Raw genomic sequence first — 26,639 nt, 5'->3', positions numbered from 1 at the left:
GAGGTGAGGATGAGCCTGCATGTTTGTGTCCGATCGCGTTTGGACAGGCATGAAAGGCCACGGTGGGGTGCCACACCTACGAAGCCACGCTGTGACTTCGTTAGGTTTTTCAACAACTTACGTTGAAGTTGGCTCCGGCGGTAGGGATCGAACCTACGACCAATTGATTAACAGTCAACTGCTCTACCGCTGAGCTACGCCGGAACATGTTGAGCGATATAGCAAGCTGTTCCGGGGGCGTCCAGAACCTATCTACATATTTTGAGAAAATAAATGTAAGGTGATCGCAGGCATCTCTTGGCTTGCCTTTGGAAGTGGTGCCGTGGCTTGTTTGGGCTTATCCAACCTTGTGGGCGCGCCCATATCGCGGTTGCTGAGGGCGTTTTGACTGCTTTTGGGGACTGGTTTCACCCTTTCAGGCGGGTATAGCCGCCATCAGTCGCCTGATTCCGATCGTGGCGACCATGCGCTTGATGTTGTAGGCCAGCACGTTCAGCGCCATTTCGGTCCTGACATTCTTCAGGCGGCGCATCAGGAAATGGGTGGTTCCCATCCAGGCCTTGATCGTCCCGAAAGGATGCGCGACCGTGCTGCGGCGCTGCGTAGGCGGTCGCGCATTTCATCCACAAGATGCTCATATTCCAACGGGTGACGCGGCGTTCCGTGCCCCTGGTGCAGCGCGACTTAACAGGGCAATGCTGGTATTCATTGGTCCAATATCGCCCGACACCGAGCCCGACTTCCTTGCGCCTGTAGCGGTAGATCAGCCCATTTTCTGTTGGGCAGATGTAGACATCCCGCTCGGCGTCATATTTGAAGTCGGCCTTCACATACATGCCCTTGCTGCGGTTCCCGGATGTTTCAGGGCGCGGCATCACCACCGTTATGCCAGCCTTGTCGCAGGCGGCAATCTTTGCGCCGCTGAAATAGCCCCTGTCGGCAAGGTCGGGTACAATCAGCCGCTTGTATCCGGCATAGTCGTCCATTGCCCGGTAGGCGAATGGAACATTCGCCGTTAGGGGGCTTGTAAGATGCCGCCAAAGCCCTGCAATATCCGTTCGGTAAGCAACCCGCCCCGGCCAGGTGCGTAGGTGAAGGCAACGCCCAGTGGCGCTGCACCTCTCCACGGTCGGTCATCGCGGGCCAGCGCCCAGAAGTATCCGGTCTTGGTCTTCTTGGAACCTGGGTCGAGCACCGGGGCACGGGCCTCGTCTGTTAAACTTGGGGCGGTTCACTGTGTGCCCGGCGCGCCTGACCGTTCACAGACATGAAGAGGACAGAATGTTCAAAAACTGGCAGCAAGAGAAAGCCACCACAGCCCTTATTGACGAGGCGCAAGCCCTGACCGAAAAGCTGGCGACGGCAAAACCGCATTGGCTGGAAAGCCACGCCGCATTCGCCGAGTTCTGGCGACATTCCCACCTTGCAAACGGGCAGGACCTTCAGGATGTGAAGCTGTGGAAGCCCGCCATCAGGGCGCGGTTCATCAAGGCGACAGAGGCCCAGATCGCAGCACTCCGCAAACAACGGGAGTATGAAAGCAGCGATGGCCTGACGGTTTGGCTGCACACCGCGCGTGCCGTGACAGAGCCGCGCATCGCGCCCGCGGTTCGTGACCTGTGGCAACTGCTTATGCATGCCGGGCCCAACGCCGACGCGATGGCGGATGATTTATTGCAAGACGCAGACCTCTCTCCCCAGCGAAACCGCCGCATTCCGACGGGTTTTCAGGGTGATGATGTGTAATTCACCACCCCGGTCTGACCGATCACAATCGCCAGATCCGGCTCTGCACAGATGCCCCCCTGAGGAGAGAAAACGCGAAACTTCAAGAAATTGATAGTGAACTGTAAGCGTTTGCAGCCGCTTTCAAATCAGGCCCTTAGCGACAATCAACCTACAGGCTGTTGACCTTCGTGCGCTTAACTGTGGCGCTGCTCCAGCGTGATGCGCCAAGACAACGCCTGGGGCACCTGACATATACGCGCTTATACAAAGCTAATCGGCCAGCGCCTCGGACACCGCCATATCCGCCATTTCCAACACAGCCTGTCGGGAAGCGGCCACCGCGATAAACCGACCGTTGTGGCAAAACTTCGCCCCTGTGACGCCGCTGGCAGCTTCAAGCGCGGCGTCGGTCAATCCCGCCCAGGCGGCAGGAAGGTCCGCACGGTTGTCAAAGCTGTCATCGCGCAGGCGGATCGTGGTCAGCGCCCAATCGGTGCCGCGAGGGTGGATCACGAACAGCAGATGATCAGCGCCCGCCTTTTCCACCCCCGCACGAAACGGCATACCCATCGGCAATTCCAGAACGCGCCCCTTACCCGCCGCCTTGATGGCAGCCATCACCATCGCTTCGGCCCGGTATTTCGCGGCCTTGCGTTTGACCTGCGCCTCAACAAAAGCGCGCGCCACGGGCAAGGCGGCCCTGAATGCGCGGTCATCAGACCCGTCATCGCGGTCATCAAACACCGGTTTCAGGCTTTCCAGCAGAATCGGCAAGGTCAGACCAGCAAACAACGGCCCAGCCTCGGCCGCGTTCACCGCGCCGTTGTCGAGCAAATCGACCGGCAGAACGAAGCCGCAGTCAAGCGAATCGTGGATCGCCTCAATATCCTGCGCGGGCACGTCAAAGGCGCGCAGGTAGTCGCGGCCATACTGCGCCCAGATCAAACCGAAAGAGCTATAAGGCTGGCCATCTGCGCGCAGCGGGTTGGGGCGCTGGTGGTGGTCAAAAATCTGCGCGCCTGCATCGAACTGGCCACCGACGTCATAGATGATCCGATCTTCACCGGGCGTGATCCACGCCTTGTCCCGGCTGCGGATCAACTTTGCTTCGGGGAACAGGCGCATCAGGATGACCGAGGACAGCAGCTCATCGGCATGAAAGCCACCGGAATGGGTGACAAGGTGGGTGATGGTCATCAAAGGCAGGCTCCAGCCGGGCTTGAAATGATTTGGGCGGCCTTACAAAAGCCGCCCGTCGGATTATCGCGATAGAGGTTCTTGCGAGGGTGGGCGCTGCGCCACATGCTGCGCCGCAAAAACGCCCGCCTACCCCATATAGGAAAGCGAACAGCTAGACGGGGCTTTCACCCCACCCCGAGACACTATTGCCCTGATTTACAGACTGTCAGTGTGTCCAAACACCGCGCCGATTGGTCGCAAAGTTGTCGCCGTAGCCACCGGGACGAATGTTGACTTTGCGGGCGTTCGGCTCAGAAACAGCATAGGCAATTCCATGCAGTTTGGCATAGGCCTCGGCCGCCACACGGCTGTCAAACTGCAAGCGCACTTGCGAAGTCATATCACCACTTGATGTCCAGCCCATCAGCGGGTCCAGCGACCGAGCCGATTCAGGGACAAAATCCAGCACCCAGCTTTTCGTATTGGCTGTCCCCGATTGCATCGCGTTACGGGCGGGTTGGTAGATACGGGCGCGCATGAATATACTCCTTGGCGTAGGGCAGGCTTGGGGTATATGGCTGAAAAACCGTGGGATTTGCAAGTGCTTTGGGGCTGCCCCAGCTTAAAGTGCTGTCGACCAATCGCTGGGAGTGTGGGTGGGGTGTGTGGTGCGATTGGCCGACAGTCTTTGCTGCTTGCCCCTTTACTCTGCATCATGCCTTCCAAAAGCTCAACCAAAAGATGCAATCTTGTCTTAGATATTCTTTAAAATTGAACTTCTATTCCTAACTTTTCCGAAACCTCGGTTAACAACGGCTTAACGCCCCCTTGAACCAGAACAAAAACAGATCAAATCTAAGGGGTCAAAGAAATCATCATGCCCCATAACAATACCAACGCCCCAGCAATACGGCCTGACGTGCTGACACGCCCGAAACTGGAAGGCGGGCGGCGGTTCAAGCTGTCCACACCGTTTGAGCCTGCCGGCGACCAGCCCACGGCAATCGTAGAGCTGTCAAACGGCATCATTGCAGGCGAACGTGATCAGGTTTTGCTGGGCGCGACGGGTACGGGCAAAACCTTTACGATGGCCAAGGTGATAGAGGAAACGCAACGCCCCGCGATCATCCTTGCCCCCAACAAAACGCTTGCGGCACAATTATATGGCGAATTCAAAGGTTTCTTTCCCGAAAATGCTGTCGAGTATTTTGTCAGCTACTATGATTACTACCAACCCGAGGCCTATGTCGCCCGTTCTGACACCTACATAGAAAAAGAATCGCAAATCAACGAGCAGATTGACCGGATGCGCCACTCGGCCACCCGTGCGCTTTTGGAACGCGATGATGTGATTATCATCGCCTCGGTTTCGTGCATCTATGGCATCGGCTCGGTCGAAACCTATTCGGCGATGACGCAAGACCTGAAAACCGGCGAAAGCTATGATCAGCGTCAGATCATCGGCGAACTTGTGGCCCAGCAATACCGCCGCAATGATCAGGCTTTTCAGCGCGGCTGCTTTCGGGTGCGCGGTGACAGCCTTGAGGTATGGCCAGCCCACCTTGACGATCGCGCCTGGCGGTTTTCGTTTTTCGGCGAAGAGCTGGAAGCGATTATCGAATTTGACCCGCTGACCGGGGCCAAAACTGATTCCTTCGATCAGATTCGTATCTACGCCAATTCCCACTACGTCACCCCGCGGCCGACGATGAACCAAGCCATTATCGGCATCAAAAAAGAACTGCGGATGCGGCTGGACCAACTGACCGCCGAAGGCAAATTGCTGGAGGCACAGCGCCTGGAGCAGCGCTGTTCCTTTGATCTGGAGATGTTGGAGGCGACGGGGGTTTGCAGCGGGATTGAAAACTACTCCCGCTATCTGACAGGCCGCGCGCCGGGCGAGCCACCGCCGACCCTGTTTGAATTCATCCCCGATAACGCCATTGTTTTTGCTGATGAATCCCATGTTTCTGTCCCGCAGATCGGCGGCATGTACAAGGGCGACTTCAGGCGCAAGATGACATTGGCCGAACACGGCTTTCGCCTGCCCTCTTGCATGGACAACCGGCCGCTGAAGTTTGAGGAATGGGACGCGATGCGCCCCCAGTCCATCTTTGTCTCGGCCACACCATCAAAATGGGAGCTGGAACAGGCGGGTGGTGTTTTTACCGAACAGGTCATCCGCCCCACCGGGCTGATCGACCCGATGGTCGAAATTCGCCCCGTGGAAATGCAAGTTGATGATTTGCTGGATGAAATCCGCCGCGTTGCCCTGCAGGGCCTGCGCGTTCTGGTTACCGTGCTGACCAAACGCATGGCCGAGGATCTGACCGAATATTTCCACGAACAGGGCATCCGCATCCGCTATATGCACTCGGATATCGACACCATCGAACGCATTGAAATTCTGCGTGATTTACGCCTTGGCGCGTTTGACGTTCTGGTCGGCATCAACCTGTTGCGCGAGGGGCTCGATATTCCCGAATGTGGGCTGGTAGCGATTCTGGACGCTGACAAGGAGGGATTCTTGCGCTCGGAGACTTCGCTCATCCAAACCATCGGCCGCGCTGCGCGCAATTCCGAAGGTCGCGTGATCATGTATGCTGACCGTATCACCGGCAGCATGGAGCGCGCGATCGGCGAAACCAACCGCCGCCGCGACAAGCAAATTGCCTATAACACCCTGCATGGCATCACCCCTACGACCGTCAAGAAGAATGTAGAGGACGTGCTTGCCGGCCTCTGGAATGGCGATACCGACCAATCGCGCATCACCGCCAAGGTTGACAGGCCGATGGTCGGCTCCAATCTTGCCGCCCATCTTGACGGGCTGCGCCTGCAAATGCGCAAAGCCGCCGAGAATCTTGAGTTTGAGGAAGCCGCCCGGCTTCGGGATGAGGTGAAGCGCCTGGAAGCTGTAGAGCTTGCCATTGCCGACGATCCCCTTGCCCGGCAATCGGTGGTTGAAGAGGCCGTCGAAGAGGCGCAAAAAATGGCTGGCCGGTCAACAGGTGGTCGCGCCGGCATGCGTGGCGGAAAAACCAGACGGGGCCGCTAACGCATGAAGAACCCGCCAATCAACGGCGGGTTTGCGCTGCTGGCAACAGGCCTTTGCCTCTGTCGGCAGCAGCGCGGGTTTCGCAAAATCAGATCTGGCAAGACATTACGCTGCCCCTACCTTTAAGCGCCCTCGGGCCCTTATCTTGTTTTCTGGAAACGGCTGCGCAACGCAAGAAGCCATGCGGCAATTTTTCGTACCGCCGACACCAAACGCGCACCAGCCGCCAAAGCGATGCAAATTCACCAACTGGATAGATGCCCCCCTTTCGTGACCCGGTTCCAACGGCAGCAGAGGCCCAGTTTGTTGTCTATCGGTAAATATCCCGTTACCGCGTTAAAACGTCTCCACCACCTCATACATCACCGGTTCAAAACTGCGGCACAGCGTGTGAATGACCCGGTTCCGTTCACGCATTTCCGGGGTACGCAGCATCGCCTGATAATCCTCGCGCCGCTGCCATTTTGAATAATTCGCTATCCGGGTCTGCGCGTCGTTCATGTGCAACCCGGCGCCCAGAAACCCCGGCTGATGGCGGATGAATTCGGCATAGGCAACTTGTAGCGCCTCCATCAAATCCGCCGCCGTTCCCGGTGACATCTCAAACGTCGTGATCACGGTCTGTCCGTTAAACTCTTTCGAAATCTCTGGCATCATCAGCCCTCCTCTTTTGCCGTATCCTGCCACAGCTTCCGGCGTATTGTCGCCGTTAATTTTGCCGCAGTCCTGGCCAACCCCTGCAAATCCCTTGCGTTCTGGGCAAGTTGACCGTATACAAGAGATGCGACGTTATCTCTATCGACCACTGTCTACCGCCTAACGGCCACAGCAACTCGATTACTAGCTGACGTGCCGAGCCGCCGCATTGTGTGGGCGGACCTAAGACAGGAGATCTCACGATGGCCAAGGGCACCGTGAAATGGTTCAACGAAACTAAAGGCTTCGGCTTTATTGCGCCAGAAGGCAGCAGCAAAGACGTGTTCGTGCACATCACTGCACTGGAGCGCGCTGGCCTGCGCACGCTGGCCGATGGCGCAGCCGTCACCTTCGATATTGAAGCTGGCCGCGACGGTCGCGAATTTGCGACCAACCTCGCATTGGCATAAGCTGATCGCCTGATCGCTCAGGCATTGAGAATACAAAAAGGGCGTATCTATATGGTGCGCCCTTTTTTTTTCGTGATACTGGCTGATCGCGTTTCGACCTTACCCTGAAACACAGCCCATCACATAACGCGTTGAAATCCTTGATTTCACGCAGGGATATATGAGCCAAGCCTCAGGCGAAACGCTTTGACCAAACGAAAACAGCGCTTCATCCGCCCGGCGTTACGCCCAGCCGCCCCCCGCCCCGACATGCGCTTACCGATGCCTTTGATCTGCGTCCACTCCACGAAAAAGCTTGGCCTGCCCGCGCCCTGCATTCTTGCAGGCATAAAGCGCCTCATCCGCATCGCTGAGCATTTTATCAGCGCTTGGCTGTCCGTAATCCGTTGAAATCGTTATGCCGATGCTGGCCGAAATCCGACAGACCGCGCCTTGAAAAATACTGGGTTCGCTAAGCTGCGCAACCACCCTGTCGGCGATCCCAGACAGTTTCGTGGGGTCGGTCAGATCACGGAACACGATCACGAACTCGTCGCCGCCAACCCGCGCGACCGTGTCACCTGCACGGGTAACCGATAAAAGGGTCTTGGCAACTTCACATAACACATGGTCACCGGCCGCATGGCCCAAGGTATCGTTCACCGCCTTGAAATAATCCAGGTCGATATGCATCAATCCAAAGGGAACCTTGCGGTCAATCCATATCGACATGGTCGCATCAAGCGCCCGCCTGTTGCGCAGCCCGGTCAACGTGTCTGTCAGCGCCTGTTCTTCTGCCGCATCCCGCGCCCCCTGAAGCCGCAGGTTCAACTGCCGCAGCTCTTCGGTCACGGCGGTCTTTGCCTCGACCACATACAGCAATTCCATCGCCAGATCGGTCGCGGCAAAATCGGCATCCGTCAGCCGATGTGCCGAAACCGCTTCAATCACACCAATCCCAAACGACAGGTTCACCAAAACGCCCCCGCATTTTGGCAATCCAACCGCAACCCCGCGCAGGCCTTGTACCTCGCATGGGTCTTTCGGGACGATTTGCAGCCGCGCACCATCATGCCTGCGCATATCTTCCACTGTGAAGACGCCGCCGGGGCGGCGAACCTCAAACAAATCGAAAAACCGGCCCCCGACCAGGGTCTTTGCCCCAAAGGCCTTGCGCAATGTGCTGCCCGCTGATTCGATATGGCCCTTGCCCGATATCCAAAGATGCATGGGCATCAGCCGATCAAGTGCCGCCCTCTCAATCTGCATTGCCCCATTGATCATAGTCCATCAACCTCTCGTGCGCCCGGTATCGCCAACTGAAAGCTGCGGCCCGCAGCATATGACATTTCCAGCAGTTGAATAAGGATCATCTCACCCTCAAGGCTCTCGCCATCATGATCCAGCAAAACCAACGCGCCATAATCATCTGCCATCGCCCGCAACAAACCTACGATCACATGACCGGCCCCCTCAATCGGGAATCGGCATTGCAGCGTATAAAGGCTTGGCGAAATCTCAAATAGATCCAGATCGGGCAAATCCAGATCGGGCAACGCCAAACGCCCGCGTCCGCGCGTATCCTCCAATGTTTGCAGAAAATCCGTAAACGTAACCCCGCCGAAACGCAGCAATCGGCGCAGCGCATCCGAGCTGTGGTTGGAGATAAGAAAGGTTCCCAGATCTTCAAGTATCGTCTCACGCGGCCGGCCCAGAATCGAAACGCAGCCCGTCAGCACAGCTTCCGTCACCGCGTCATCATAGGCGAGCATCGTCTCAAACCCCTCAAACCCAAGCCCGGCGTGGCGTGCAACCTTTTTCCAAGCCAATTCGCCATGCGTATCGCGCACATAGCATTGGATTGCCCTGTTAATTAGTCCATGCATCCCACCGTTCCCTTGTATCTGGCGTTCAAGGTTAGCGGTGAAACTTTAATTTCCTTCTCAACACGGCTTTGAAAACCAACGGCCATTGGCAAACGCTTCGCAAGATACGAGCCATGCAGAATTTTGCAACCGCTTGGATTCAAACCAATAGCAGCCCTGCGCGCCCATGAAATCCAGTGGCTCCGCGGCAGGTTCTTCAAATTTGCTGTACTTTATCTTTTCAGATACCCCATTTCACACCTTCCCCATTACAATCAATCAGCCGCCCGCTTCGCCCCCTTCCCCCGATTTCAATTCCCCTATATACCCCGCCAATGACCCAAAATCCGCCCAACCTCCGCCCTGATCTCGCGCCCAAAGCGCGCCTGTCCGAACCCCGTCGTCAGGGCCAGCCGATGATCGGCATGGTCAGCCTTGGCTGCCCCAAGGCGCTGGTTGACAGCGAGCGTATTCTGACGCGCCTGCGTGCCGAAGGCTACGCAATCAGCCCCGATTACGCCGGTGCCGATGCCGTGATCGTCAATACCTGCGGCTTTCTCGACAGTGCCAAGGCCGAATCCCTTGATGCCATCGGCGAAGCGCTGAAGGAAAACGGCAAGGTGATTGTGACTGGCTGTCTGGGCGCAGAACCCGATTACATCCGCGAACATCACCCCAACATCCTTGCCGTCACCGGCCCGCACCAATATGAACAGGTGTTGGATGCGGTGCATATCGCCGTGCCACCGTCCCCCGATCCGTTCATTGATCTGCTGCCGGCCTCTGGCGTTACCCTGACCCCGCGCCATTACAGCTATCTGAAAATATCCGAGGGCTGCAACCACAAGTGCAAATTCTGCATTATTCCCGATATGCGCGGGCGGCTGCAATCGCGCCCCGCCCATGCTGTTATTCGTGAGGCGGAAAAGCTGGTCGCTGCCGGTGTGCGCGAACTGCTGGTTATCAGCCAGGATACCAGCGCCTACGGTGTTGATATCAAGCACGCGACCGAGAAAGGTCACCGCGCCCATATCACCGACCTTGCCCGTGATCTGGGCAGGCTTGGCGCCCAAAATGAACTCTGGGTGCGTCTGCACTACGTCTATCCCTACCCGCATGTGCGCGACCTGATCCCGCTGATGGCCGATGGGCTGATTCTGCCCTATCTCGACATCCCGTTTCAGCACGCCCACCCCGACACCCTGCGCCGCATGGCCCGCCCGGCGGCGGCGGCAAAAACGCTGGACGAAATCGCCGCCTGGCGCAGCATTTGCCCCGATATTACCCTGCGAAGCACTTTTATCGTTGGCTATCCCGGCGAAACCGAGGCCGAATTCCAGACCCTGCTGGATTGGCTGGACGAGGCGCAGCTTGATCGCGTTGGCTGTTTCCAATACGAAAACGTCGCCGGTGCGCGGTCAAACGCCCTGCCCGACCATGTGGCGGATGCGGTAAAGCAAGACCGCTGGGACCGCTTCATGGAAAAAGCGCAAGCCATATCCGAGGCGAAACTCGCCGCCAAAATTGGCCAGACCCTTCAGGTGATCGTGGATGAGGTCGACACCGAAGGCGCCACCTGCCGCACCAAAGCCGATGCGCCCGAAATCGACGGCAACCTGTTTATTGACGAAGGGTTTGAAGGGCTTGCCCCCGGCGATATCGTGAGCGTTGAGGTGGAAGAGGCGGGGGAATATGATTTATGGGGGCGGTTGGTGTGAAGTTTTTACACCGCTGAACAACTTATGCTTGCGAAAAAAATTGTTCCCCAGTCTAATGTGATTATATTTTCACATTGGAGCTGGTATGGATTTTTCTCAAAAAGTTAAGGACTTAGCAAAACGCTCCACCCATGCGACCAAAAGCGCGCTAACCGAAGAGGCAACGAAGACATCTGTCGTGTTACCCCTTATTCAAGCGTTCGGCTTTGACGTTTTCAATTTGGATGAGGTTGTCCCTGAATTTATTTCTGATGTCGGAACGAAGAAAGGCGAAAAGGTTGACTTCGTATTGAAGATCGCAGGAAAGCTCTCGGTTTTGATCGAGGTCAAGCCTATCTCTATGTCCCTTGGCAGCTCGCAATACAGCCAACTATATCGTTATTTTGGCGTCACCGATGCGCGGCTCGCAATTTTGACGAATGGTCGGGATATCTGGTTTTTTTCCGACATTGATGAACCGAACAAAATGGATAAAAAGCCTTTTTTCGTTTTTGACTTGCAGTCCCATGATGCCGGGCAAGTCCAGGAACTTGCCAGGTTTCAAAAGTCCGACTTTACAATTGAAGGTATTCTTGAGGCCGCCTCTACACTCAAGTACACGACTGCCGCTGCGAACTATATAAAGAAGCAGCTGAAAGACCCGGATGACGAGTTTACGAAACTGGTTGGGCGACAGATTTATACCGGAATGCTGACAAAAGCAGTTATTGAGCAACTGCGCCCCGCGATACAGGCGTCATTGGACGAAGTGATTAGGGATAGAATTCAAGACAAACTCAACATCGCATTTCGTCCTGATGCACCAGCTGTCGAACTCAAGGAAAAGACGGTAGAGCCAACCGGTACTCAATCAGAAATTGAGACAACAGAAGAGGAAATCCAAGCATTCATGATTGTGCGTGCTATTGCAGGGCGCGCCATAGATCTGGAGCGGATCACAATGCGCGATGCCAAAAGCTATTGTAGCGTTTTTGTAGATGACAACAATCGCAAGCCCATTTGTCGCTTTTATTTCAACGGGAAATCCACAAAGTCCGTTGGGGTTTTTGATGCCGCCAAAGATGAAGTAAAACATCAAATTACTGGGCTATCGGACATTTACGGCTTAGAAAAATCAATCACAGATGTCGTCAAAGCCTACGCAGGCTAACTTTGCTGCCGCCCCCAACCAATTGGACCACCCCATGACCGACACCCCCAAAATCGCCCAACCCTCCCCCTTTCCTGTCGAAGTCGAAGCCGGGAAATCCTATTTCTGGTGCGCTTGCGGGCAGTCGGCAAAGCAGCCGTTTTGCGATGGCTCGCACAAAGGGTCCGGCTTTGCGCCGGTGAAATACACGGCCGAGGTCAGCAAGAAGGTGTTTTTTTGTGGCTGCAAACACTCGGCCAAAGCGCCGCTTTGTGATGGGGCGCATAAGGCGTTGTAAGTGCGGCAGCCCGCCGCCGCCCTACAATCGGGCGGCGCTGTAAATCCGGGCCAGATCGCCGCCCCATGCGCCGTGATACAGCGACAGATAACGATCTGCCTGCGTGACACCGGTTTTCACGCCTTCGACCACAGGCGCCAGAAACGCCTCTTCGCCAAAGCCCCGCGCCGCCAGCCCCGCATGCGAAAGGCCAACCGCCGCGCGGGCCAGATCGGCCAGCTTCACACCGCCCGCCTCGGCCTCCAGCCCGCGAACGGAAGCAGCCACCCGCAACCCTTCGCGCGTTTCGGCATCAAGACCCTTTACCAGATCCCAGGCGGCATCCAGCGCGGCGGAATCATACATCAGCCCCACCCAGAACGCAGGCAAAGCCACGGTATAATCACGGCTGCCCATATCGGCCCCGCGCATTTCAATGTATTTCTTCACCCGCGCCTCGGGGAAAACCGTGGTCATATGGTCGGCCCAATCCGACAGCGTCGGCAATTCACCGGGCAGCGCGGGCAATTCCCCCTTCAGGAAATCACGGAAAGATTGGCCCAAAGCGTTGATATATTTGCCATCGCGATAGACAAAATACATCGGCGCATCCAGCACCCAATCGACATAGGCCTGAAAGCCCGCGCCATCCTCAAACATGAAAGGCAACATGCCGGTGCGCGCGTTATCCAGCCCGCGCCAAATCCGCGAGCGCCAGGATTTATGGCCATTCGGCTTGCCCTCAAAGAACGGAGATGAGGCGAACAAGGCCGTCGCGACCGGCTGCAACGCCAGGGAAACCCGCATTTTCTTGACCATATCCGCCTCGGACGCAAAGTCGAGGTTCACCTGCACCGTGCAAGTGCGATACATCATCTGGGTGCCATGCGTCCCCACATGCCCCATATAATCGGTCATCAACCGGTAGCGCCCCTTGGGCATCCGGTCCATCTGGTCATGCGTCCACTCGGGCGCGGCCCCCAGACCCAAAAAGCCAACCCCCATCGGCGCGGCCACTTGCGCGACCTCGGCCAGATGGCTGTCCAGTTCCGCCGCCACATCCCCAACCGAGACCAGCGGCGCGCCGGAAAGCTCAAACTGCCCGCCGGGTTCAAGGCTGATATTCGCGCCATTCCGCTCCAGCCCGATCAGATGGCCCTGCTCCTTGACCGGGGCCCAGCCAAAGCCATCGCGCAACCCTGCCAACATCGCCTGCACAGACCGCGCGCCCTCATAGGGCAAGGGCGCGTGCGTGTCGGTCAAAAAGCCGAATTTTTCATGCTCGGTGCCAATGCGCCAATCTGCGGCCGGCTTGCAGCCGCTTTCCATATAGGCCGCAAGCTGATCAAAGCTTTCAATCGGGCCGCCACCGGATTGGGGAATAGACATGAAGACGCTCCGATCTCGTTTCTGAATCTTTGTGGCAGACCTGTCGTTTTGGCGCAGTCAAGTCAAGGCCGCGCGCGCAGGATGACGCCAAATCACGCGACTGTCAGCCGCGATTGCAAGCCCGTGCTGTGCCTTGGCACCTGCGACAGGGTCAACCGCCGCCACCAGCACCCCGGTATCCATGCCCGGCAATCCGGCAAAGGCATCAAACAAGCGCTCTGCCCCCATCGCATCAACCGGGATCAGCAGCGCCTGCCCATCTTGCTGGCGCAACCGCCACAACCTGCGCCCACCCACCTTGATCAGCCGCAGCTCCACCAATTCGCGCAACGCCACGGCGCCGCCAAGATCGGGCCCGAAATAGCTGATCTGCCCCTCATCCAATTCGACCACGCCCGGCGCATCGCCAGTTTGGGCAAAGCGCAACCGCCGCCACGCCAGCAACCCAAAGCCTGCCGCCAAAGCCACCACAACCGCCCCCAGCGGCAGCAGCACAAACCCACCCAGCGCCGCCAGCCACAGCCCCACCGCCGCCAAAGCCACAGCCGCAAACAGCTCACGCCAGCGCCACAACGCGGCCTGTGCCTCGGGGCGGATCAGGTTCATCCTTGGTCCCCCACCCAATCGCCCAGATGCGCTTGCCACAGCACCAGCGCCGCAACCGCCGCCGTATCGGCCCGCAAGATGCGCGGCCCAAGGCTGGCCTGTACCACCTGCGGCATTGCCGCCAGACGGTCCTGTTCTTCTTGCGAGAACCCGCCTTCGGGTCCGATCAGCACCGCCCAGGGGCCGGTGTCGCCCCCTTTAGGCAAAGCCTCGGCCACCCCCGCCAAATGCTCATTGCACCATAAAATCCGCCGATTTGCGGGCCAATCAGCCAGAACCTTTGCCAGCGGCATCACGTCATCCACCTGCGGCACAAAGGTTCCGCCGCATTGTTCCGCCGCCTCAATCGCATGCAGCCGCAGCTTGTCCACCTTTACCCGGTCGGCATTGGTGAACCGCGTCTGCACCGGCATCACCCGTGCTGCGCCCAACTCGGTCGCTTTTTCCACGATAAAATCCGTCCGCGCCTTTTTGATCGGTGCGAACAACAGCCACAGGTCCGGGGGCATCCGCAACCGCGCGGTCTGCTCGACACAGATCAACACGCCTTTGCGCTTGCCCGCCTCTGCCACCTCGGCCCGCCATTCACCATTCTGGCCATCGAATACCAAGATCGACGCGCCCACGCCCAGCCGCATCACCGCAAACAAATAATTCGCCTGCGCTTCATTCAGCGCAACCGCTTGCCCCGCACCAATCGGCTGATCTACAAAGAGTCTGATTTTTGCATTTCCCATAGGGGCAACTTATGACCGCATCCAGACAAATGCCAGAGGCCAAAACGGTCGCTGATGCCCCTGCTGGCAACTGGGTAGATCGTTTCGCCCCTGCGCCCACCCGCCCCTACCTGCGCCTTAGCCGCGCCGACAGGCCCATCGGCACCTGGTTGCTGCTTATCCCGTGCTTTTGGGGGCTGGCGCTTGCGGTTGCCGCCGATCCGGCGGGCTATCGCCTCTGGGATGCATGGATCGCCCTTGGCTGCACCCTCGGCGCCTTTTTGATGCGCGGCGCGGGCTGCACCTGGAATGACATTACGGACCGCGAGTTTGATGCCGCCGTCGCCCGCACCAAAAGCCGCCCCATCCCCTCGGGTCAGATCAGCGTCAAACAAGCCGTGGTCTGGATGGGCCTGCAAGCCCTGCTTGCCGCGCTGATTCTGTTCACCTTCAACGCCGCAGCTATCGCCCTCGGCATCGCCTCATTGGCGCTGGTCGTGGTTTACCCTTTTGCCAAACGCTTTACATGGTGGCCGCAGGTGTTTCTGGGCCTTGCCTTCAACTGGGGGGCATTTGTGGCATGGGCGGCCCATTCCGGCAGCCTTGGCCTGGGGGTGGTGCTGCTTTGGCTTTCCGGCATCGCCTGGACGTTGTTTTACGATACCATCTACGCCCATCAAGACAAAGAGGATGACGCCCTGATCGGCGTCAAATCCACCGCCCGCCTGTTTGGCGATGACAGCAGCAAAACGTGGCTGCGTGGTTTTCTGGTGGCCTCGGTTGTCTTGATGGCCGCCGCCGTTCTGCTGGCGCTGCTGCCAACCGACCCAAGCCTGACCAAGCTCATGCTGGCGCTTGCAGGCATCTGGGGCTTTGGCTGGCATATGGCCTGGCAACTGGCCCGGCTTGACACGACAGACCCCGCCAGATGCCTTGCGCTGTTTCGTACCAACCGCAATGCCGGCCTGATCCCTGCGCTGTTTTTTGCCGGTGCGGCATTGCTTTGATTGATCCTTTCGCCCCAACGGCCTAAGGATCATCCAGACGTGGCAGATAGTGGTCTAATGCACCTACGAAAAACAATTCTCATGCTTGCAGCCATTCTTGTCGCTGGGTTGCTTGCTTGGCTTGCGGCCTGGTGGTCGGCACTGGCGATTGAAAAGCGGTCTGCGGCTGCCGTCACCTCGCGCCTTCTTGGCGAGGGCGTCATGTGGGCGACGGTCGAGACAGACGGCTTGCAAGTCCACCTGATCGGCACCGCCCCGAATGAGGCCGCGCGCTTTCGCGTCGTCAACATGGTGGGTACAGTGGTACAAGCCAACCGCATCCGCGACGAATTTGAAGTCGCCGCAATGCGCGGAATTGAAGCGCCACGTTTTTCGGTGGAAATCCTGCGCAATGATGACGGAATTTCCCTGATCGGGCTGGTGCCGGGCAAAGAGGTTGATGCAGCCCTGTCCGAAAATGTCGCCGCCCTGACCAACGGCCTGCCGATTTCCGACATGCTGGAAAGCGCCGATTACGCAGCCCCCGAAGGGTGGGATGCTGCGCTGAAATTCGGTCTTGCCGCGCTGCGCATCCTGCCCCGATCCAAGATTTCCGTTGCCGCCGATCTGGTTGAAATCACCGCGATTTCAGATAGCCCGGACCAAAAGCGCAAATTTGAAAGCGATCTGGCCCGTCTTGCGCCCAAGGATCTGCGCGTGAAGATGAACATCTCGGCCCCGCGCCCGGTGCTTACCCCTTTCACCCTGCGTTTTGTGATTGATGATGTGGGCGCGCGGTTTGATGCCTGTTCGGCCGATACCGACAAGGCCCGCAACCGGATTTTATCCGCAGGTGTCACCGCTGGCGTTGTGGGTAAATCGGTTTGCACGATTGGCCTTGGTGTGCCAACGCCGCGCTGGGCCGAAGCCGCCGAAGCCGGGATCAAGGCCGTCGCCACGCTCGGCAAGGGTACTATCACCTTTTCCGATGCCGATGTCACGCTTTTGGGGGCAGTTGAAACCTCACAATCCGATTTTGACCGGGTTGTCGGCGATTTGCAGGCGCAGCTTCCGCCGGTTTTCTCGCTGAATGCAACGCTGACACCAAAACCTACGGCCAGCATCGCAGGCCCCACCGAATTTACGGCGGCGCTGGATGAGGCGGGCAAGGTGCAACTGCGCGGGCGTCTGTCCGATGATACCCAGCGCGCGGCCGTCGACAGTTTTGCGCGCGCGCAATTCGGCGCCAAAAGTGTATATACCGCAACCCGCGTTGATGAGAGTTTGCCCGATGGCTGGGCGATTCGTGTGCTCTCGGGCCTTGAATCGCTGGCATTTTTGCACCACGGCACGCTGCTGGTTCGCGCCGATACGGTAGAGGTAGCAGGCGTTACCGGCAATCCTGATGGCCGCGCCCTGATTTCGCAGGTTCTTTCCGACAAGTTGGGTCAGGGAAAAAGTTTCCGCATCAACGTCACCTATGATGAAAAATACGACCCATTGGCCGCCCTGCCCACCCCCGAAGAATGTGCCGCCGATCTGAACGCCATCATGCGGCGCCAAAAAATCTCTTTCGCGCCCGGCTCTGCCGAAATTGACGCTTCCGCCTCGCAGATCGTCGATGCCCTGTCCGAGGTGTTGGGCAAATGCCCGCCCCTGGAAATGGAAATCAGTGGCCACACGGACAGCCAAGGCTCTGACGGTGGCAATCGTGCGTTAAGCCAGGCACGCGCCGAGGCCGTACTGACCGCCCTGCAGGGCCGCCGTCTGAGTGTGGAAAATTTCACCGCCAAAGGTTATGGCGAGGATGCCCCGATCGCCGATAATGCAACCGAAGACGGGCGCGAAGCGAACCGCCGCATTGAATTCAAACTGCTGAGCGAACCCGAGCCCGTGCCTGCCCCATCTGCGATTGATCTGGTTGCAGCCGCCATGGCCGAACAAAAGCCCGCCGCAAAAACCGCTGCCGCACCAGAACAGCCCGGCAGCGGCAATGAATCAGACGGAACCAAGGACGACACATTCGTTTTTGAACCCACAACTGAAAAATGGGCGCGGCCCAAGCCCAATCCGAAATCTGACTCCCCCCCCTAAATCACGGCCCCGATGACGCCGCTTGCCCCGCCCGACAGCTCTGGATACAAATACCGCCATGAACCGCACCGAGTTTATCATTGCCACAACCATAATCCTTTTCGTGGCCTTCATGCTGGGCTGGTTCGCACATTGGCTGCTGCATCGTTTCACCCGCGTTGCAGGTGGCGATGTGACCGAGGTCGACACCCTTGCGCAATCACTGCACGACGCCGAGGAAATGCGCGATCAGGCAATCTTGTATCTGGAACAGCGCGAGGCAGAGCTGACAAACCAGATCAGCCAAACCGAAGCCGAATTACGCGCCGCGATGGAGGGTCTGCGCGACGCACGGCATGAGGCCGAAGAAATGCGCACCTATATCGAACGATTGCACAGCACCGCCAGCTAAAGCATGTTGCGCCCCGTCAAAAGCGCGGCATTGGAAAATACCCCGAGGCAGCGTTTGCAGTGCCTGAACCATGCGGGGGACAGGCTGAATGTGGTTCGGTGAAACCGCTTTGCAACGGCCAGCTTTTTTCGGTGTTGCCCGGCACTGAACGCAAACCGCGTTACGGCGCGGCGCAGCCCTGAATTTCCACGGCCCGATTCTTGCCCAGAACCGTCAGCAAGATCGCATCGCGCTGCACGGCAATCGGCCCCCCTGCGGTGCTGACCATGTCAACTTCGGCCCGCAATTCCTTGCCCTGCCGCGTTACATCGGCAGCCGAGACCCAAACCCCCGGCAGCCCGGCCTCGACCACGACCACCTCATCCCCGCCCAGCGACGGCAGTTGCAAAATCGCCGTCAGCTTCACGCCATCCTTTTGTGGCGTAAGCTCACAGCGGGCGGCGGAAACGCCCGCCTCTTGCGCGGTTGAGGGGCGTTGACGCAGGGCGCGACGAATGGCGCCATCCTCGGTGCCGGGGCGCGGCAAAACCGCTGCCACCCGAAACGAGGCCGGAACACAAATATCGGAACACACCCCCAAATCCACCGCCGCCATCACCTCTACCGGCTTGGATGGGTCCAGCGGCACGATCTCGACCGGCAAAACCAGTTCTTGCGCATAGCCAAAGGTCTGCATCCCCGCCAAAGAAAACACTTGCGGGCGCGGCCAGTGAAAACGCACCGCTTTCACATTGCGCGAGCCGGCCCAATCAAAGCTGGGCGGAATGCCCGCATCGCCCGGCGCGCGCCAATAGGTTTTCCAGCCATCACGCAGGTTCAGATGAATCGCCACCATCTGGCTACCGTTCTGCATCTGCCAGCCCACGCGCAGATTGGCGGTGAAAACCTCTGGCTGGGCCGTGGCAGGCGCGGCCCCCGAAAGGCAGGCGAAAACGGCAAGGGCGGCAAGCGGGTTGGGTATATGTGTCATACCGACTTGATAAGCGCCCTGCCGCCGCCTGCACAATCACATTGCGGCGAGGTCGATCTTATACCTCCCGGCTGTGCCAAATGTGACAAATAAGGACTTGAGCAATCGCCCCGCCCGCCCCATGTTGAACAAATGAAAACCCAAACCGCGATGGACCTTACCGGAAAACTGCTGATCTCCATGCCCGGCATGGAGGACCCGCGGTTTGACGCGTCGGTTATCCTGATCTGCACCCATACCGGCGATGGGGCGATGGGGCTGATCGTCAACAAACCGGTCACCGATCTCAGCTTCAAGACCCTGCTTGAACAGTTGGGCATCCCGCATTTGCCTGCTGGGCGCGGCATTTCGGTACATTTTGGCGGGCCAGTCGAACGCGGTCGCGGGTTTGTGCTGCACTCGCCCGATTACTACGCCAAAGACGGCACGATGAGTATCACGGGCAGCTATGGCATGACAGCGACCCAAGACGTCCTGCGCGCCCTTGGCCGGGGCGAAGGGCCAACACAGGCCCTTTTGGCACTGGGCTATGCAGGCTGGGGGCCGGGGCAGCTAGAGGCCGAGATTTTGCGGAATGATTGGCTGACCACCGACGCACCCGCCGATCTGGTCTTTGCCAGTGATGCAGGCGCAAAATGGGGGGCCGCCCTGCGCCATCTGGGCGTCGAGCCAATGGCGCTTTCATCCACCGCTGGCCGCGCCTGAAACCGATTTCGGCGCGTTTCCAACGGCCCTGCAGCGTTTCGCCTTTGGCCTGCAACCCAGCCCATCGCATAACACATTGAAATCTTTGATTTCAGGCAGCGATATGTAGGCCGGTGTTAGGGCGACCCGCCCTAGCGCACAGTCACCGAAGCCGGTGACAGGCCGTCGATCTCGACCACGCAGGTTTGCCCTTGCGCAATCGGCCCCACCCCGGCTGGCGTTCCGGTCATGATCAAATCGCCCGGCTGCAACGTCACCAGCCCCGACAGATAGGCAATAATTCCCGCAACAGGCCAGATCATCTCGGCCAAATCTGCATCTTGCCGTATCTCACCATCGACCAGACAGCGTATCCTGCCCTGCGGCACTGCGCCGCCTGCCGCGCGGTGCAATGCCCCGACGACCGCAGATTGATCAAACCCCTTGGCCATATCCCAAGGCCGCCGCGCCGCCTTGGCCGCCGCCTGCAAGTCACGCCGTGTCAGGTCATTTCCCGCCGCATAGCCCCAGACATGGTCCAGCGCCGCGGCAACCGAAATATCTGCACCGCCGACACCGATCGCAACCACCAGTTCCGCCTCGTGGTGCAAGTCCCGGGTTTGCGGCGGATAGGCGATCACGGCTCCGCTTTCGACCACCGCATCACCGGGCTTGGTGAAAAAGAACGGCGGTTCCGCATTGGGGTCATGCCCCATTTCCCGTGCATGTTCCGCATAATTGCGCCCCACGCAAAAAATCCGGCGCAGCGGAAAGCGGGCGACCGTTCCGGCAACCGCAAGGCTGGGCAGTTCGGGGGCGGGAATCACGAAAACAGGTTCGGCCATTGCATCCTCGGTAATGCGTTTCGTTTAGGCAGAGATTAGCGACGCCATGGGCCAAATGACACCCCACCGCCCGCAACTTGCGAACCGCCCCACGTCACGGCCCTATGGTAAAGCATTGCACAGCCCGCGCCTGCAACCGGCGGCATGCCAGATCGGCCTGCTCACGGCTCAGCCCCATATAATTCGCATCATAGCCGCCGCTGCGTTCAACCACCTTGCGCAACCCATCGCGCAACGTGGCGCTTTCGGCCAGCGCGGTCTGCATCAGCGTCCGTTCGGCAACCCCGCGCGAGGCAAAGCGGCCAAGGTTAACCCCCCAATGCCGCCCACCCGAAGTAGAGACCCGCGTCACAACCACCGGGGCCGCTTCAGGGGCTGCCTTGCGCTCGGTCTCGGCACTGGCCATCAAAAGCTTGACGGGGCGTTTGCGGGGCGTGTCAGCGATCACAACCTGCGGCCCCTCTGGGGGCGTCGGGGGCTTTGCGATCTCTCGCATCGTGGCGGCAATCTCCACCGGCTTGGGCTCTGGTCGGGCTACAATATCTGCCGCTGTCGCCACAGAAGTATCCGCCCCCGTATCCAGCCCCGTATCCAGCCCCGTATCCAACCCGGTATCCAACCCGGTATCTGCTGCGGTTTCCATGACGGCCGCAACCGCCGCATCCGCGACCTTGACCGCTGGCGAAAGCTCGGGCGGGGGTGCTGTGGGGGCAATAACTTCGGCCAGAATACCCGCAATATCCTCTTTCATCGCCAGCACGGCGACTTCGGTCTCGGCCACTTTTTCGGCACTCACCGGGCGGGACCGCGGCCGGGGTGAGGTCGCCATAGAGGTGACCAGCCGAATGGTTTTACCCGCGCTGCGCCCGTTGCCGTTGCCTTGGGTGCCGTCGCTGCTTGCCACCAGTTCGGCATCTGCCCCCGGCAAATCCGCCGGGGCTGGCCTGCGCACCGCGACATTGTTGCGCGCGTTGCCAAACCCAAGATCAAGCAATTCAGCAATTTTGGCGTTACGATTCGCCGTCGATGTGCCACCAAAAACCGTGGCGATAATGCGCTTGTTGCCGCGCTCGGCCGAGGCTGTCAGGTTAAACCCCGCAGCCGAGGTGTAGCCGGTCTTGATTCCATCCGCGCCCGCATAGGCATCCAGAAAACGGCGATTGGTGTTGCGCACTTTGGTTATGCCCGCATCGGTTTCGCGGCGCGAAAAGATATTGTAATATTCCGGAAAGTCATAAAACAGGCGGCGCCCCAGCGTTGTCATGTCGCGCGCGGTTGACAGGTGCCCGGCCTCGGTCAGGCCATTCGCGTTCTTGAACGTCGAATTTCGCATGCCCAGCGCCTTGGCCGTCCGGTTCATCCGTGCCGCCCAGCGTTCTTCATTGCCGCCCAGCGCATCCCCGATCGCCGAGGCCGCATCATTGGCCGATTTTACCGCCGCCGCCCGAATCAGATAGCGCAACGCAATTTTCTGCCCCGCCCGCAGCCCCAGTTTCGACGGCGGTTTTGCCGCCGCGCTTTTGGATACCGTGATCATCGAATCCAGCGATATTTCGCCCCGCCTGATCGCGTCGAATGCGATGTAAAGCGTCAGCATCTTCGTCAAGGACGCCGGATGCAGCCGCGCATCGGCATTTTGCTCATACAAAGTTTCCCCGCTGCGCGCGTCAATCACAATCGCTGCAAAAGGCGCTGCCTGCCCTGATAGGACAGACGAAATTGCAATAAGCGTCGCAAATGCGAGCATTAGGAAGATTCGGGCGAGAAGCCCTTTAAGCGATGCCACGTCGCTGGTCCTTGTACTGCCTCATTGTGCCCCGGTTTTTTGGTGGGGCTTTAACTGCTTCGACAGAACCGTAGCACGCGGGAGGGTGTCGGAAAACCCCAAATTTTCCCAAAAGTATCAATAGCTTTCCGCCCGATCTTCACAGCGGCAAACAAGCGCCACATATGCGCATCCCCCCCGGTCAATCCGCAACCTATAGATGATCACCCCTTGATGCCGGATTGTAACGCCCGCAGCAAACCTGCCAAAGCCCCCAGATCGGCCAGGCTGTGAAAGCGCGGGTTGTCCAGTGGCGCCTCTGCCTGTTCCAACGCCCAGATCAGCCCATGCGGTATATGCACGCCATAGCCACCCGCCGTAATCACCGGCAAAACATCAGACTTCAGCGAATTTCCCACCATCAGCGCCCTGTCGGCCCGACCACCATGGCGCGCAAAAATTTTCACATAAGCCTCGGCTGTTTTGTCCGACACGATCTCGACCCCATGAAACAGATCCCCGAGACCCGATTGCGCAAGCTTTCGTTCCTGATCCAGCAAATCACCCTTGGTGATCAACAAGACTTGATGTTCCTGCGCTGCCGCCACCACCGCCTCTTGCGCATGTGGCAACAGCTCGATCGGATGCGCCAACATCTCACGCCCCGCCGCCATGATCTCGGCAATCACGGGGGCCGCAACCTTTCCGTCTGTAACTTCAATCGCGGTTTCAATCATTGACAGCACGAATCCCTTGACGCCAAAGCCATACTGCCCAAGGTTGCGCCGCTCTGCCGCCAGCAACCGTGCCTCCAAATGCTCAGGCTCAGCGTAATCGGCAAGCAACTCGCTGAAATATGCCTGCGTCAGACGAAAAAACGCTTCATTTTGCCACAGGGTATCATCTGCATCAAACGCAACTGTCGTAATGGATTGCACCGCTTTTCTCCTGAACATCAGCACAGCATCATCGGTTTTTGCGTCGGTTCAAGCAATCCCCTTGCAAGATTTTCAAATCCGCATCGTTCCAGCAAGGGAAACACGCCGAAATGCCGTTCCGCCTTGCGTGCTTGCGCTGCCCCCTTTGCGCCCCGGCATAATACGCTATACTAGGCGCAAACACGTCACCATCCGAATCCCATGAAGCGGAGCAAGCCTTTGTCAAACCTGCCATTCCAGATGTCTGAAAAGCCGGACGGAACCAATGGCGACCCCGGCTTGCTGACCAAGGTCAAACCCAAAACCCAGCGCCCCCCGATGTATAAGGTGCTGATCCTGAACGATGACTACACGCCAATGGAATTTGTCGTGCATATTCTGGAGCGGTTTTTTGGGCTTGATCATGCCCAGTCCTTTGAAATCATGCTGACAGTACATAAAAAAGGCCTTGCCGTGGTTGCTGTATTTTCCTTTGAAGTCGCGGAAACCAAGGTCGCACAGGTGATGGATTTCGCGCGCCGCCATCAGCACCCGTTGCAATGCACCATGGAAAAAGAGTAAAGCTGCGCCTTTCGGCCAACCAACGAACCCATAAAAGGAGCCGAGCCGTAGTTACGGCCGCCCATGCGCTCAGATCGTCTGACATTCGCGTTGCGAAACAATTTGCTGGCCCTGCCCGAGGCGGGCGAGATTCTGGTTCTGCGCCCGCGTGGCGGCGACAGTCTTTCGATGCTGCCCAAGGCGCGGTTGACGGTGGTGCAATCCTTTCGCCCTGATTATGATGATTTCGCGGCACGCGGCTACCACGTTTTGGCCGAAACGCCAAAATCCGTGCCGTTTGCAGCCGCCCTCGTCTGTGTTCCCCGCGCCAAGGCCGAGGCTTACGCCCTGTTGGCCGAGGCTGCTGCCGCCATTGGCCCTGCGGGAATCATCCTTGTGGACGGTCAGAAAACCGACGGCATTGATAGCCTGTTGCGCGATCTGCGCCGCCGCTTCACCCTGTCCGAGCCAGTCGCGAAGGCGCATGGCAAGCTGTTCAGCTTTCGTCCCGGCGCGGATTTGATGCCGGATTGGGCCGCCAAGCTGCGCACCGTTGGCGACCATACCGAAGGCAATTCGGTGGCCCCGCCCGAGCAAGGCTTTCAAACCCTGCCCGGTGTGTTTTCTGCCGATGGCCCCGATGCAGGCTCTGCCCTTTTGGCCGCAAATCTGCCTGCCAACCTGCCAGCCCGCATCATCGACCTTGGGGCAGGCTGGGGCTATCTGTCTCGGGCCATCTTGTTGCGCCCCGGTGTCAAGGAATTGCATCTGGTCGAGGCCGAGGCGACCGCGCTGAAATGCGCCCGCCTTAATATCACCGACCCGCGCGCCCAATTCCATTGGGCGGATGCCACCCTTTTCAAACTTGATCGCGGCGTCGATGCCGTGATCTGCAACCCGCCCTTCCACACCGCCCGCGACCCGGACCCGGCACTTGGCCTGGCCTTCATACAAGCCGCGGCGCGGCTTTTGGCCCCGCACGGCACGCTGTGGATGGTTGCAAACCGCCATTTGCCCTATGATCGCACCTTGGCCACCCTGTTCCGCGAAGTCGAGGACATCGGTTCAGACCGTCGTTTTCGCCTGACCCGCGCCGCGCGGCCAATCCGCCCGCCCCGCCCATAGATCAAGCCAATAACGCATGCTTGTGATCCGACACGATATTCAAGCACATAAAACGCAGGAGAAACCCCATGTCGTTTTCCCTTTCCGGCAAGACCGCGATTGTCACCGGGTCTGCAGCCGGTATCGGTCTTTCCATCGCGCGGCATTTTCTGGCCAAAGGTGCCAATGTCATGTTCGCCGATATGGATGAGGCCAGACTGGACAATGAATGCGGCGAAGAGGCCAAAGCCGATGGCGCCTTGCAGTTTTTCGGCGGCGATCTGCGCGAGAAGCTGACGATCGCGAACCTGCTTTCCGCCACCATTGACGCCTTTGACCGGGTGGATATTCTGGTCAATGCCAGCCGCAAAATGTACCCATCTGAGCCGCTCAACCCTGATGCCGATGTGGTAGAACTGATGTGGCAGCAAAACGTGCTGACCAGTCTGCGCCTGTCCCAAATGACGGCCAAGCGCATGATATTTCAGGCCGAAAAGGCCGGAGATACCGAAAACACCATTGGCTCCATCATCAATATGTCGTCTATTGCGGCGCGGCGTACCCAGCCCGGACTGCTGGGCTATTCGATTTCCTGCGCAGCCGTCGAACAGATGACCCGCTCGCTTGCCGTTGCGCTTGCGCCCAACCGGATTCGCGTTAACGCTGTGTCCTTTGGCTCGGTGATGAGCGACAGCCTGCATTGTGCGCTGAAGGGAAACCCGGACTACCGCGAGACGATTGTCGCAGCCACCCCGCTGGGGCGCATCGCCGCCGCGGATGAGCTGGCGGAAACCGTGCAATATCTGGCCTCTGACGCCTCTGCGTTCATGACCGGCCAGATCATCACCCTTGATGGCGGTCGCGGCCTGATTGACGCCGCCGCAGCACCGGCACATTAAGGCATCCCGCCCCCATCACGGTTGGGGTTGAGGGCAAACAGACTGGCATGCGACGGGTATCTGTCGCATGCAGATCAGTCTTTTTCATTTGGGGTGGGTCAGCTTGCACCTGGCCACAGCCGGCCCGCTTGCCTTTGCCAGTGCAGCGCGCTTCTTTTTCAGCTCATCCAGCTTGATCTGCTCATCGGCAAGGTTGATGGCACGCGGTTCGGTCACTGTATAGGCATGTTCGCGCATGCACATTTGCGGCGCCTGCGCCGCCTCGGTCGCCGTGGCAGGCCGCCCCGGCTGGCACACCGCCCAGCGCAGAGAGGTTTTTTCAACCTCGACCAAGGCATAGCCCCGGTCCAGATTGCCCTGTACCTCTGCCGTCAGCCGGTCAACCACCCGCAAATACCGTGTTGCCGCCGCAATGCAGCGTTCTTGTGGCGTGCCACAGCCCGCCAACGCGGCCAAAGCCGAAATCAAGACCAAGCGTTTCATGCCCACACCCCTCAAACCTGTTTCCCAGTTACGCCGATGCAAAGCACAAGTCATCCAAAGATGCGACGCTTTCCTTTGCCCATGCCCCTGCCTGCCCCCCCCGAGTCTGATCAGGTACAGGCCCGCCCAGTCTAACGCCTTGCATCCCCAAAGCAAACCGCGCGATACTGTCTCGGCACCCGCAGAAAGC

Annotated in this window: 26 protein-coding genes, 1 tRNA gene and 1 pseudogene; 13 read left to right on the top strand and 15 right to left on the bottom strand. The window is 58.7% G+C overall.

Annotated features, from left to right (window positions below):
* Positions 1 to 129: 129 nt before the first annotated feature.
* Positions 130 to 204: transfer RNA gene (locus VDP61_RS09970), tRNA-Asn, on the bottom strand.
* 211 nt (positions 205 to 415) lie between these two features.
* Positions 416 to 1,213 (bottom strand): annotated as a pseudogene (locus tag VDP61_RS09965) (IS66 family transposase); the annotation flags it as partial.
* 68 nt (positions 1,214 to 1,281) lie between these two features.
* Here VDP61_RS09965 and VDP61_RS09960 point away from each other — a divergent pair.
* Entirely contained in the window at positions 1,282 to 1,746 is a 465-nt protein-coding gene (locus tag VDP61_RS09960) for a hypothetical protein (protein WP_323006757.1), read from the top strand.
* 252 nt (positions 1,747 to 1,998) lie between these two features.
* Here the strand turns inward: VDP61_RS09960 and VDP61_RS09955 are convergent, their stop codons facing one another.
* Together VDP61_RS09955 and VDP61_RS09950 are read right to left on the bottom strand one after the other, a co-directional pair.
* Positions 1,999 to 2,925, bottom strand: a complete 927-nt coding sequence (locus tag VDP61_RS09955) for an MYG1 family protein (protein WP_323006756.1) — start codon at positions 2,923 to 2,925, stop codon at positions 1,999 to 2,001.
* A 208-nt stretch (positions 2,926 to 3,133) separates the two neighbouring features.
* Positions 3,134 to 3,445: an ETC complex I subunit gene (locus VDP61_RS09950; RefSeq protein WP_323006755.1), complete on the bottom strand. Its 312-nt coding sequence runs from the start codon at positions 3,443 to 3,445 to the stop codon at positions 3,134 to 3,136.
* A gap of 339 nt (positions 3,446 to 3,784) precedes the next feature.
* Here VDP61_RS09950 and uvrB point away from each other — a divergent pair, with 339 nt between their 5' ends.
* A complete protein-coding gene (gene uvrB / locus VDP61_RS09945; protein WP_323006754.1) occupies positions 3,785 to 5,965 on the top strand; it encodes an excinuclease ABC subunit UvrB in 2,181 nt (726 codons plus the stop codon).
* 336 nt (positions 5,966 to 6,301) lie between these two features.
* On the opposite strand, the gene VDP61_RS09940 is transcribed toward uvrB, so the two are convergent.
* On the bottom strand, positions 6,302 to 6,619 hold the full coding sequence (locus tag VDP61_RS09940) for an antibiotic biosynthesis monooxygenase family protein (RefSeq protein ID WP_323006767.1): 318 nt from the start codon (positions 6,617 to 6,619) through the stop codon (positions 6,302 to 6,304).
* 245 nt (positions 6,620 to 6,864) lie between these two features.
* Here VDP61_RS09940 and VDP61_RS09935 point away from each other — a divergent pair, with 245 nt between their 5' ends.
* On the top strand, positions 6,865 to 7,071 hold the full coding sequence (locus VDP61_RS09935) for a cold-shock protein (protein WP_323006753.1): 207 nt from the start codon (positions 6,865 to 6,867) through the stop codon (positions 7,069 to 7,071).
* A 255-nt stretch (positions 7,072 to 7,326) separates the two neighbouring features.
* Here the strand turns inward: VDP61_RS09935 and VDP61_RS09930 are convergent, their stop codons facing one another.
* Entirely contained in the window at positions 7,327 to 8,334 is a 1,008-nt protein-coding gene (locus tag VDP61_RS09930; RefSeq protein ID WP_323006752.1) for a diguanylate cyclase domain-containing protein, read from the bottom strand.
* Entirely contained in the window at positions 8,331 to 8,936 is a 606-nt protein-coding gene (locus VDP61_RS09925; RefSeq protein WP_323006751.1) for a heme NO-binding domain-containing protein, read from the bottom strand. Before VDP61_RS09925 ends, VDP61_RS09930 begins: the two co-directional genes overlap by 4 nt.
* A 314-nt stretch (positions 8,937 to 9,250) precedes the next feature.
* Here VDP61_RS09925 and rimO point away from each other — a divergent pair, with 314 nt between their 5' ends.
* The 3 genes from rimO to VDP61_RS09910 all read left to right on the top strand — a co-directional run bounded on the left by rimO (position 9,251) and on the right by VDP61_RS09910 (position 12,060).
* The gene (gene rimO, locus VDP61_RS09920) at positions 9,251 to 10,633 is read left to right on the top strand and encodes a 30S ribosomal protein S12 methylthiotransferase RimO (protein ID WP_323006750.1); all 1,383 of its coding nucleotides are present in this window, start codon (positions 9,251 to 9,253) and stop codon (positions 10,631 to 10,633) included.
* Positions 10,634 to 10,718: 85 nt separating this feature from the next.
* The gene (locus VDP61_RS09915; protein ID WP_323006749.1) at positions 10,719 to 11,783 is read left to right on the top strand and encodes a type I restriction enzyme HsdR N-terminal domain-containing protein; all 1,065 of its coding nucleotides are present in this window, start codon (positions 10,719 to 10,721) and stop codon (positions 11,781 to 11,783) included.
* Between the two features lie 34 nt (positions 11,784 to 11,817).
* Complete coding sequence (locus VDP61_RS09910) at positions 11,818 to 12,060, top strand: CDGSH iron-sulfur domain-containing protein (protein WP_323006748.1); 243 nt, start codon at positions 11,818 to 11,820, stop codon at positions 12,058 to 12,060.
* Positions 12,061 to 12,081: 21 nt separating this feature from the next.
* Here VDP61_RS09910 and VDP61_RS09905 read toward each other — a convergent pair whose 3' ends face one another.
* From VDP61_RS09905 to VDP61_RS09895, 3 genes are read right to left on the bottom strand one after another with little or no spacing between them, the layout of a single operon-like run.
* Positions 12,082 to 13,428: a glutamate--cysteine ligase gene (locus VDP61_RS09905; protein WP_323006747.1), complete on the bottom strand. Its 1,347-nt coding sequence runs from the start codon at positions 13,426 to 13,428 to the stop codon at positions 12,082 to 12,084.
* 57 nt (positions 13,429 to 13,485) lie between these two features.
* Positions 13,486 to 14,034, bottom strand: a complete 549-nt coding sequence (locus VDP61_RS09900; RefSeq protein ID WP_323006746.1) for a hypothetical protein — start codon at positions 14,032 to 14,034, stop codon at positions 13,486 to 13,488.
* Positions 14,031 to 14,771, bottom strand: coding sequence for a 16S rRNA (uracil(1498)-N(3))-methyltransferase (locus tag VDP61_RS09895; protein WP_323006745.1), 741 nt, complete (start codon positions 14,769 to 14,771; stop codon positions 14,031 to 14,033). Before VDP61_RS09895 ends, VDP61_RS09900 begins: the two co-directional genes overlap by 4 nt.
* 11 nt (positions 14,772 to 14,782) lie before the next feature.
* Here VDP61_RS09895 and ubiA point away from each other — a divergent pair, with 11 nt between their 5' ends.
* The 3 genes from ubiA to VDP61_RS09880 are packed head-to-tail and all read left to right on the top strand — an operon-like array spanning position 14,783 to position 18,221.
* Complete coding sequence (gene ubiA / locus VDP61_RS09890; RefSeq protein WP_323006744.1) at positions 14,783 to 15,757, top strand: 4-hydroxybenzoate octaprenyltransferase; 975 nt, start codon at positions 14,783 to 14,785, stop codon at positions 15,755 to 15,757.
* A gap of 57 nt (positions 15,758 to 15,814) precedes the next feature.
* Positions 15,815 to 17,830 (top strand): OmpA family protein, encoded by a 2,016-nt coding sequence (locus tag VDP61_RS09885; protein WP_416236523.1) that lies wholly within the window; start codon positions 15,815 to 15,817, stop codon positions 17,828 to 17,830.
* 58 nt (positions 17,831 to 17,888) lie between these two features.
* Positions 17,889 to 18,221 carry a hypothetical protein gene (locus VDP61_RS09880; RefSeq protein ID WP_323006742.1) on the top strand — a complete coding sequence of 111 codons (333 nt, stop codon included), beginning with the start codon at positions 17,889 to 17,891 and terminating at the stop codon, positions 18,219 to 18,221.
* A gap of 160 nt (positions 18,222 to 18,381) precedes the next feature.
* On the opposite strand, the gene VDP61_RS09875 is transcribed toward VDP61_RS09880, so the two are convergent.
* A complete protein-coding gene (locus VDP61_RS09875; protein WP_323006741.1) occupies positions 18,382 to 19,191 on the bottom strand; it encodes a protein-disulfide reductase DsbD domain-containing protein in 810 nt (269 codons plus the stop codon).
* A 132-nt stretch (positions 19,192 to 19,323) separates the two neighbouring features.
* Here VDP61_RS09875 and VDP61_RS09870 point away from each other — a divergent pair, with 132 nt between their 5' ends.
* Positions 19,324 to 19,896 carry a YqgE/AlgH family protein gene (locus VDP61_RS09870; protein WP_323006740.1) on the top strand — a complete coding sequence of 191 codons (573 nt, stop codon included), beginning with the start codon at positions 19,324 to 19,326 and terminating at the stop codon, positions 19,894 to 19,896.
* 131 nt (positions 19,897 to 20,027) lie between these two features.
* Here the strand turns inward: VDP61_RS09870 and VDP61_RS09865 are convergent, their stop codons facing one another.
* The 3 genes from VDP61_RS09865 to VDP61_RS09855 all read right to left on the bottom strand — a co-directional run bounded on the left by VDP61_RS09865 (position 20,028) and on the right by VDP61_RS09855 (position 23,441).
* On the bottom strand, positions 20,028 to 20,720 hold the full coding sequence (locus VDP61_RS09865; protein ID WP_323006739.1) for a fumarylacetoacetate hydrolase family protein: 693 nt from the start codon (positions 20,718 to 20,720) through the stop codon (positions 20,028 to 20,030).
* A gap of 94 nt (positions 20,721 to 20,814) precedes the next feature.
* On the bottom strand, positions 20,815 to 22,467 hold the full coding sequence (locus tag VDP61_RS09860; protein WP_323006766.1) for a D-alanyl-D-alanine carboxypeptidase family protein: 1,653 nt from the start codon (positions 22,465 to 22,467) through the stop codon (positions 20,815 to 20,817).
* A 242-nt stretch (positions 22,468 to 22,709) separates the two neighbouring features.
* Complete coding sequence (locus VDP61_RS09855; protein WP_323006738.1) at positions 22,710 to 23,441, bottom strand: HAD family hydrolase; 732 nt, start codon at positions 23,439 to 23,441, stop codon at positions 22,710 to 22,712.
* Between the two features lie 222 nt (positions 23,442 to 23,663).
* On the opposite strand from VDP61_RS09855, the gene clpS reads away from it, so the two are divergent.
* The 3 genes from clpS to VDP61_RS09840 all read left to right on the top strand — a co-directional run bounded on the left by clpS (position 23,664) and on the right by VDP61_RS09840 (position 25,966).
* Positions 23,664 to 23,984 (top strand): ATP-dependent Clp protease adapter ClpS, encoded by a 321-nt coding sequence (gene clpS, locus VDP61_RS09850; RefSeq protein ID WP_323006765.1) that lies wholly within the window; start codon positions 23,664 to 23,666, stop codon positions 23,982 to 23,984.
* 63 nt (positions 23,985 to 24,047) lie between these two features.
* On the top strand, positions 24,048 to 25,088 hold the full coding sequence (locus tag VDP61_RS09845; RefSeq protein ID WP_323006737.1) for a class I SAM-dependent methyltransferase: 1,041 nt from the start codon (positions 24,048 to 24,050) through the stop codon (positions 25,086 to 25,088).
* Between the two features lie 68 nt (positions 25,089 to 25,156).
* Positions 25,157 to 25,966, top strand: coding sequence for an SDR family oxidoreductase (locus VDP61_RS09840; RefSeq protein ID WP_323006736.1), 810 nt, complete (start codon positions 25,157 to 25,159; stop codon positions 25,964 to 25,966).
* Between the two features lie 84 nt (positions 25,967 to 26,050).
* On the opposite strand, the gene VDP61_RS09835 is transcribed toward VDP61_RS09840, so the two are convergent.
* The gene (locus VDP61_RS09835; protein WP_323006735.1) at positions 26,051 to 26,449 is read right to left on the bottom strand and encodes a hypothetical protein; all 399 of its coding nucleotides are present in this window, start codon (positions 26,447 to 26,449) and stop codon (positions 26,051 to 26,053) included.
* Positions 26,450 to 26,639 lie beyond the last annotated feature (190 nt).

The organism is Pseudorhodobacter sp. (assembly GCF_034675685.1).
Lineage (GTDB): Bacteria > Pseudomonadota > Alphaproteobacteria > Rhodobacterales > Rhodobacteraceae > Pseudorhodobacter.
Note: the sequence above shows the minus strand (reverse complement) of the source record. Positions and strands in the feature narration are given on the sequence as shown.

Bases quoted from the DNA above. Each gene is read 5' to 3' on its own strand.
- VDP61_RS09960 (WP_323006757.1), top strand. From the start codon at position 1,282: ATGTTCAAAAACTGGCAGCAAGAGAAAGCCACCACAGCCCTTATTGAC.
- VDP61_RS09955 (WP_323006756.1), bottom strand. From the start codon at position 2,925: ATGACCATCACCCACCTTGTCACCCATTCCGGTGGCTTTCATGCCGAT.
- VDP61_RS09950 (WP_323006755.1), bottom strand. From the start codon at position 3,445: ATGCGCGCCCGTATCTACCAACCCGCCCGTAACGCGATGCAATCGGGG.
- uvrB (WP_323006754.1), top strand. From the start codon at position 3,785: ATGCCCCATAACAATACCAACGCCCCAGCAATACGGCCTGACGTGCTG.
- VDP61_RS09940 (WP_323006767.1), bottom strand. From the start codon at position 6,619: ATGCCAGAGATTTCGAAAGAGTTTAACGGACAGACCGTGATCACGACG.
- VDP61_RS09935 (WP_323006753.1), top strand. From the start codon at position 6,865: ATGGCCAAGGGCACCGTGAAATGGTTCAACGAAACTAAAGGCTTCGGC.
- VDP61_RS09930 (WP_323006752.1), bottom strand. From the start codon at position 8,334: ATGATCAATGGGGCAATGCAGATTGAGAGGGCGGCACTTGATCGGCTG.
- VDP61_RS09925 (WP_323006751.1), bottom strand. From the start codon at position 8,936: ATGCATGGACTAATTAACAGGGCAATCCAATGCTATGTGCGCGATACG.
- rimO (WP_323006750.1), top strand. From the start codon at position 9,251: ATGACCCAAAATCCGCCCAACCTCCGCCCTGATCTCGCGCCCAAAGCG.
- VDP61_RS09915 (WP_323006749.1), top strand. From the start codon at position 10,719: ATGGATTTTTCTCAAAAAGTTAAGGACTTAGCAAAACGCTCCACCCAT.
- VDP61_RS09910 (WP_323006748.1), top strand. From the start codon at position 11,818: ATGACCGACACCCCCAAAATCGCCCAACCCTCCCCCTTTCCTGTCGAA.
- VDP61_RS09905 (WP_323006747.1), bottom strand. From the start codon at position 13,428: ATGTCTATTCCCCAATCCGGTGGCGGCCCGATTGAAAGCTTTGATCAG.
- VDP61_RS09900 (WP_323006746.1), bottom strand. From the start codon at position 14,034: ATGAACCTGATCCGCCCCGAGGCACAGGCCGCGTTGTGGCGCTGGCGT.
- VDP61_RS09895 (WP_323006745.1), bottom strand. From the start codon at position 14,771: ATGGGAAATGCAAAAATCAGACTCTTTGTAGATCAGCCGATTGGTGCG.
- ubiA (WP_323006744.1), top strand. From the start codon at position 14,783: ATGACCGCATCCAGACAAATGCCAGAGGCCAAAACGGTCGCTGATGCC.
- VDP61_RS09885 (WP_416236523.1), top strand. From the start codon at position 15,815: ATGCACCTACGAAAAACAATTCTCATGCTTGCAGCCATTCTTGTCGCT.
- VDP61_RS09880 (WP_323006742.1), top strand. From the start codon at position 17,889: ATGAACCGCACCGAGTTTATCATTGCCACAACCATAATCCTTTTCGTG.
- VDP61_RS09875 (WP_323006741.1), bottom strand. From the start codon at position 19,191: ATGACACATATACCCAACCCGCTTGCCGCCCTTGCCGTTTTCGCCTGC.
- VDP61_RS09870 (WP_323006740.1), top strand. From the start codon at position 19,324: ATGAAAACCCAAACCGCGATGGACCTTACCGGAAAACTGCTGATCTCC.
- VDP61_RS09865 (WP_323006739.1), bottom strand. From the start codon at position 20,720: ATGGCCGAACCTGTTTTCGTGATTCCCGCCCCCGAACTGCCCAGCCTT.
- VDP61_RS09860 (WP_323006766.1), bottom strand. From the start codon at position 22,467: ATGCTCGCATTTGCGACGCTTATTGCAATTTCGTCTGTCCTATCAGGG.
- VDP61_RS09855 (WP_323006738.1), bottom strand. From the start codon at position 23,441: ATGTTCAGGAGAAAAGCGGTGCAATCCATTACGACAGTTGCGTTTGAT.
- clpS (WP_323006765.1), top strand. From the start codon at position 23,664: ATGTCTGAAAAGCCGGACGGAACCAATGGCGACCCCGGCTTGCTGACC.
- VDP61_RS09845 (WP_323006737.1), top strand. From the start codon at position 24,048: ATGCGCTCAGATCGTCTGACATTCGCGTTGCGAAACAATTTGCTGGCC.
- VDP61_RS09840 (WP_323006736.1), top strand. From the start codon at position 25,157: ATGTCGTTTTCCCTTTCCGGCAAGACCGCGATTGTCACCGGGTCTGCA.
- VDP61_RS09835 (WP_323006735.1), bottom strand. From the start codon at position 26,449: ATGAAACGCTTGGTCTTGATTTCGGCTTTGGCCGCGTTGGCGGGCTGT.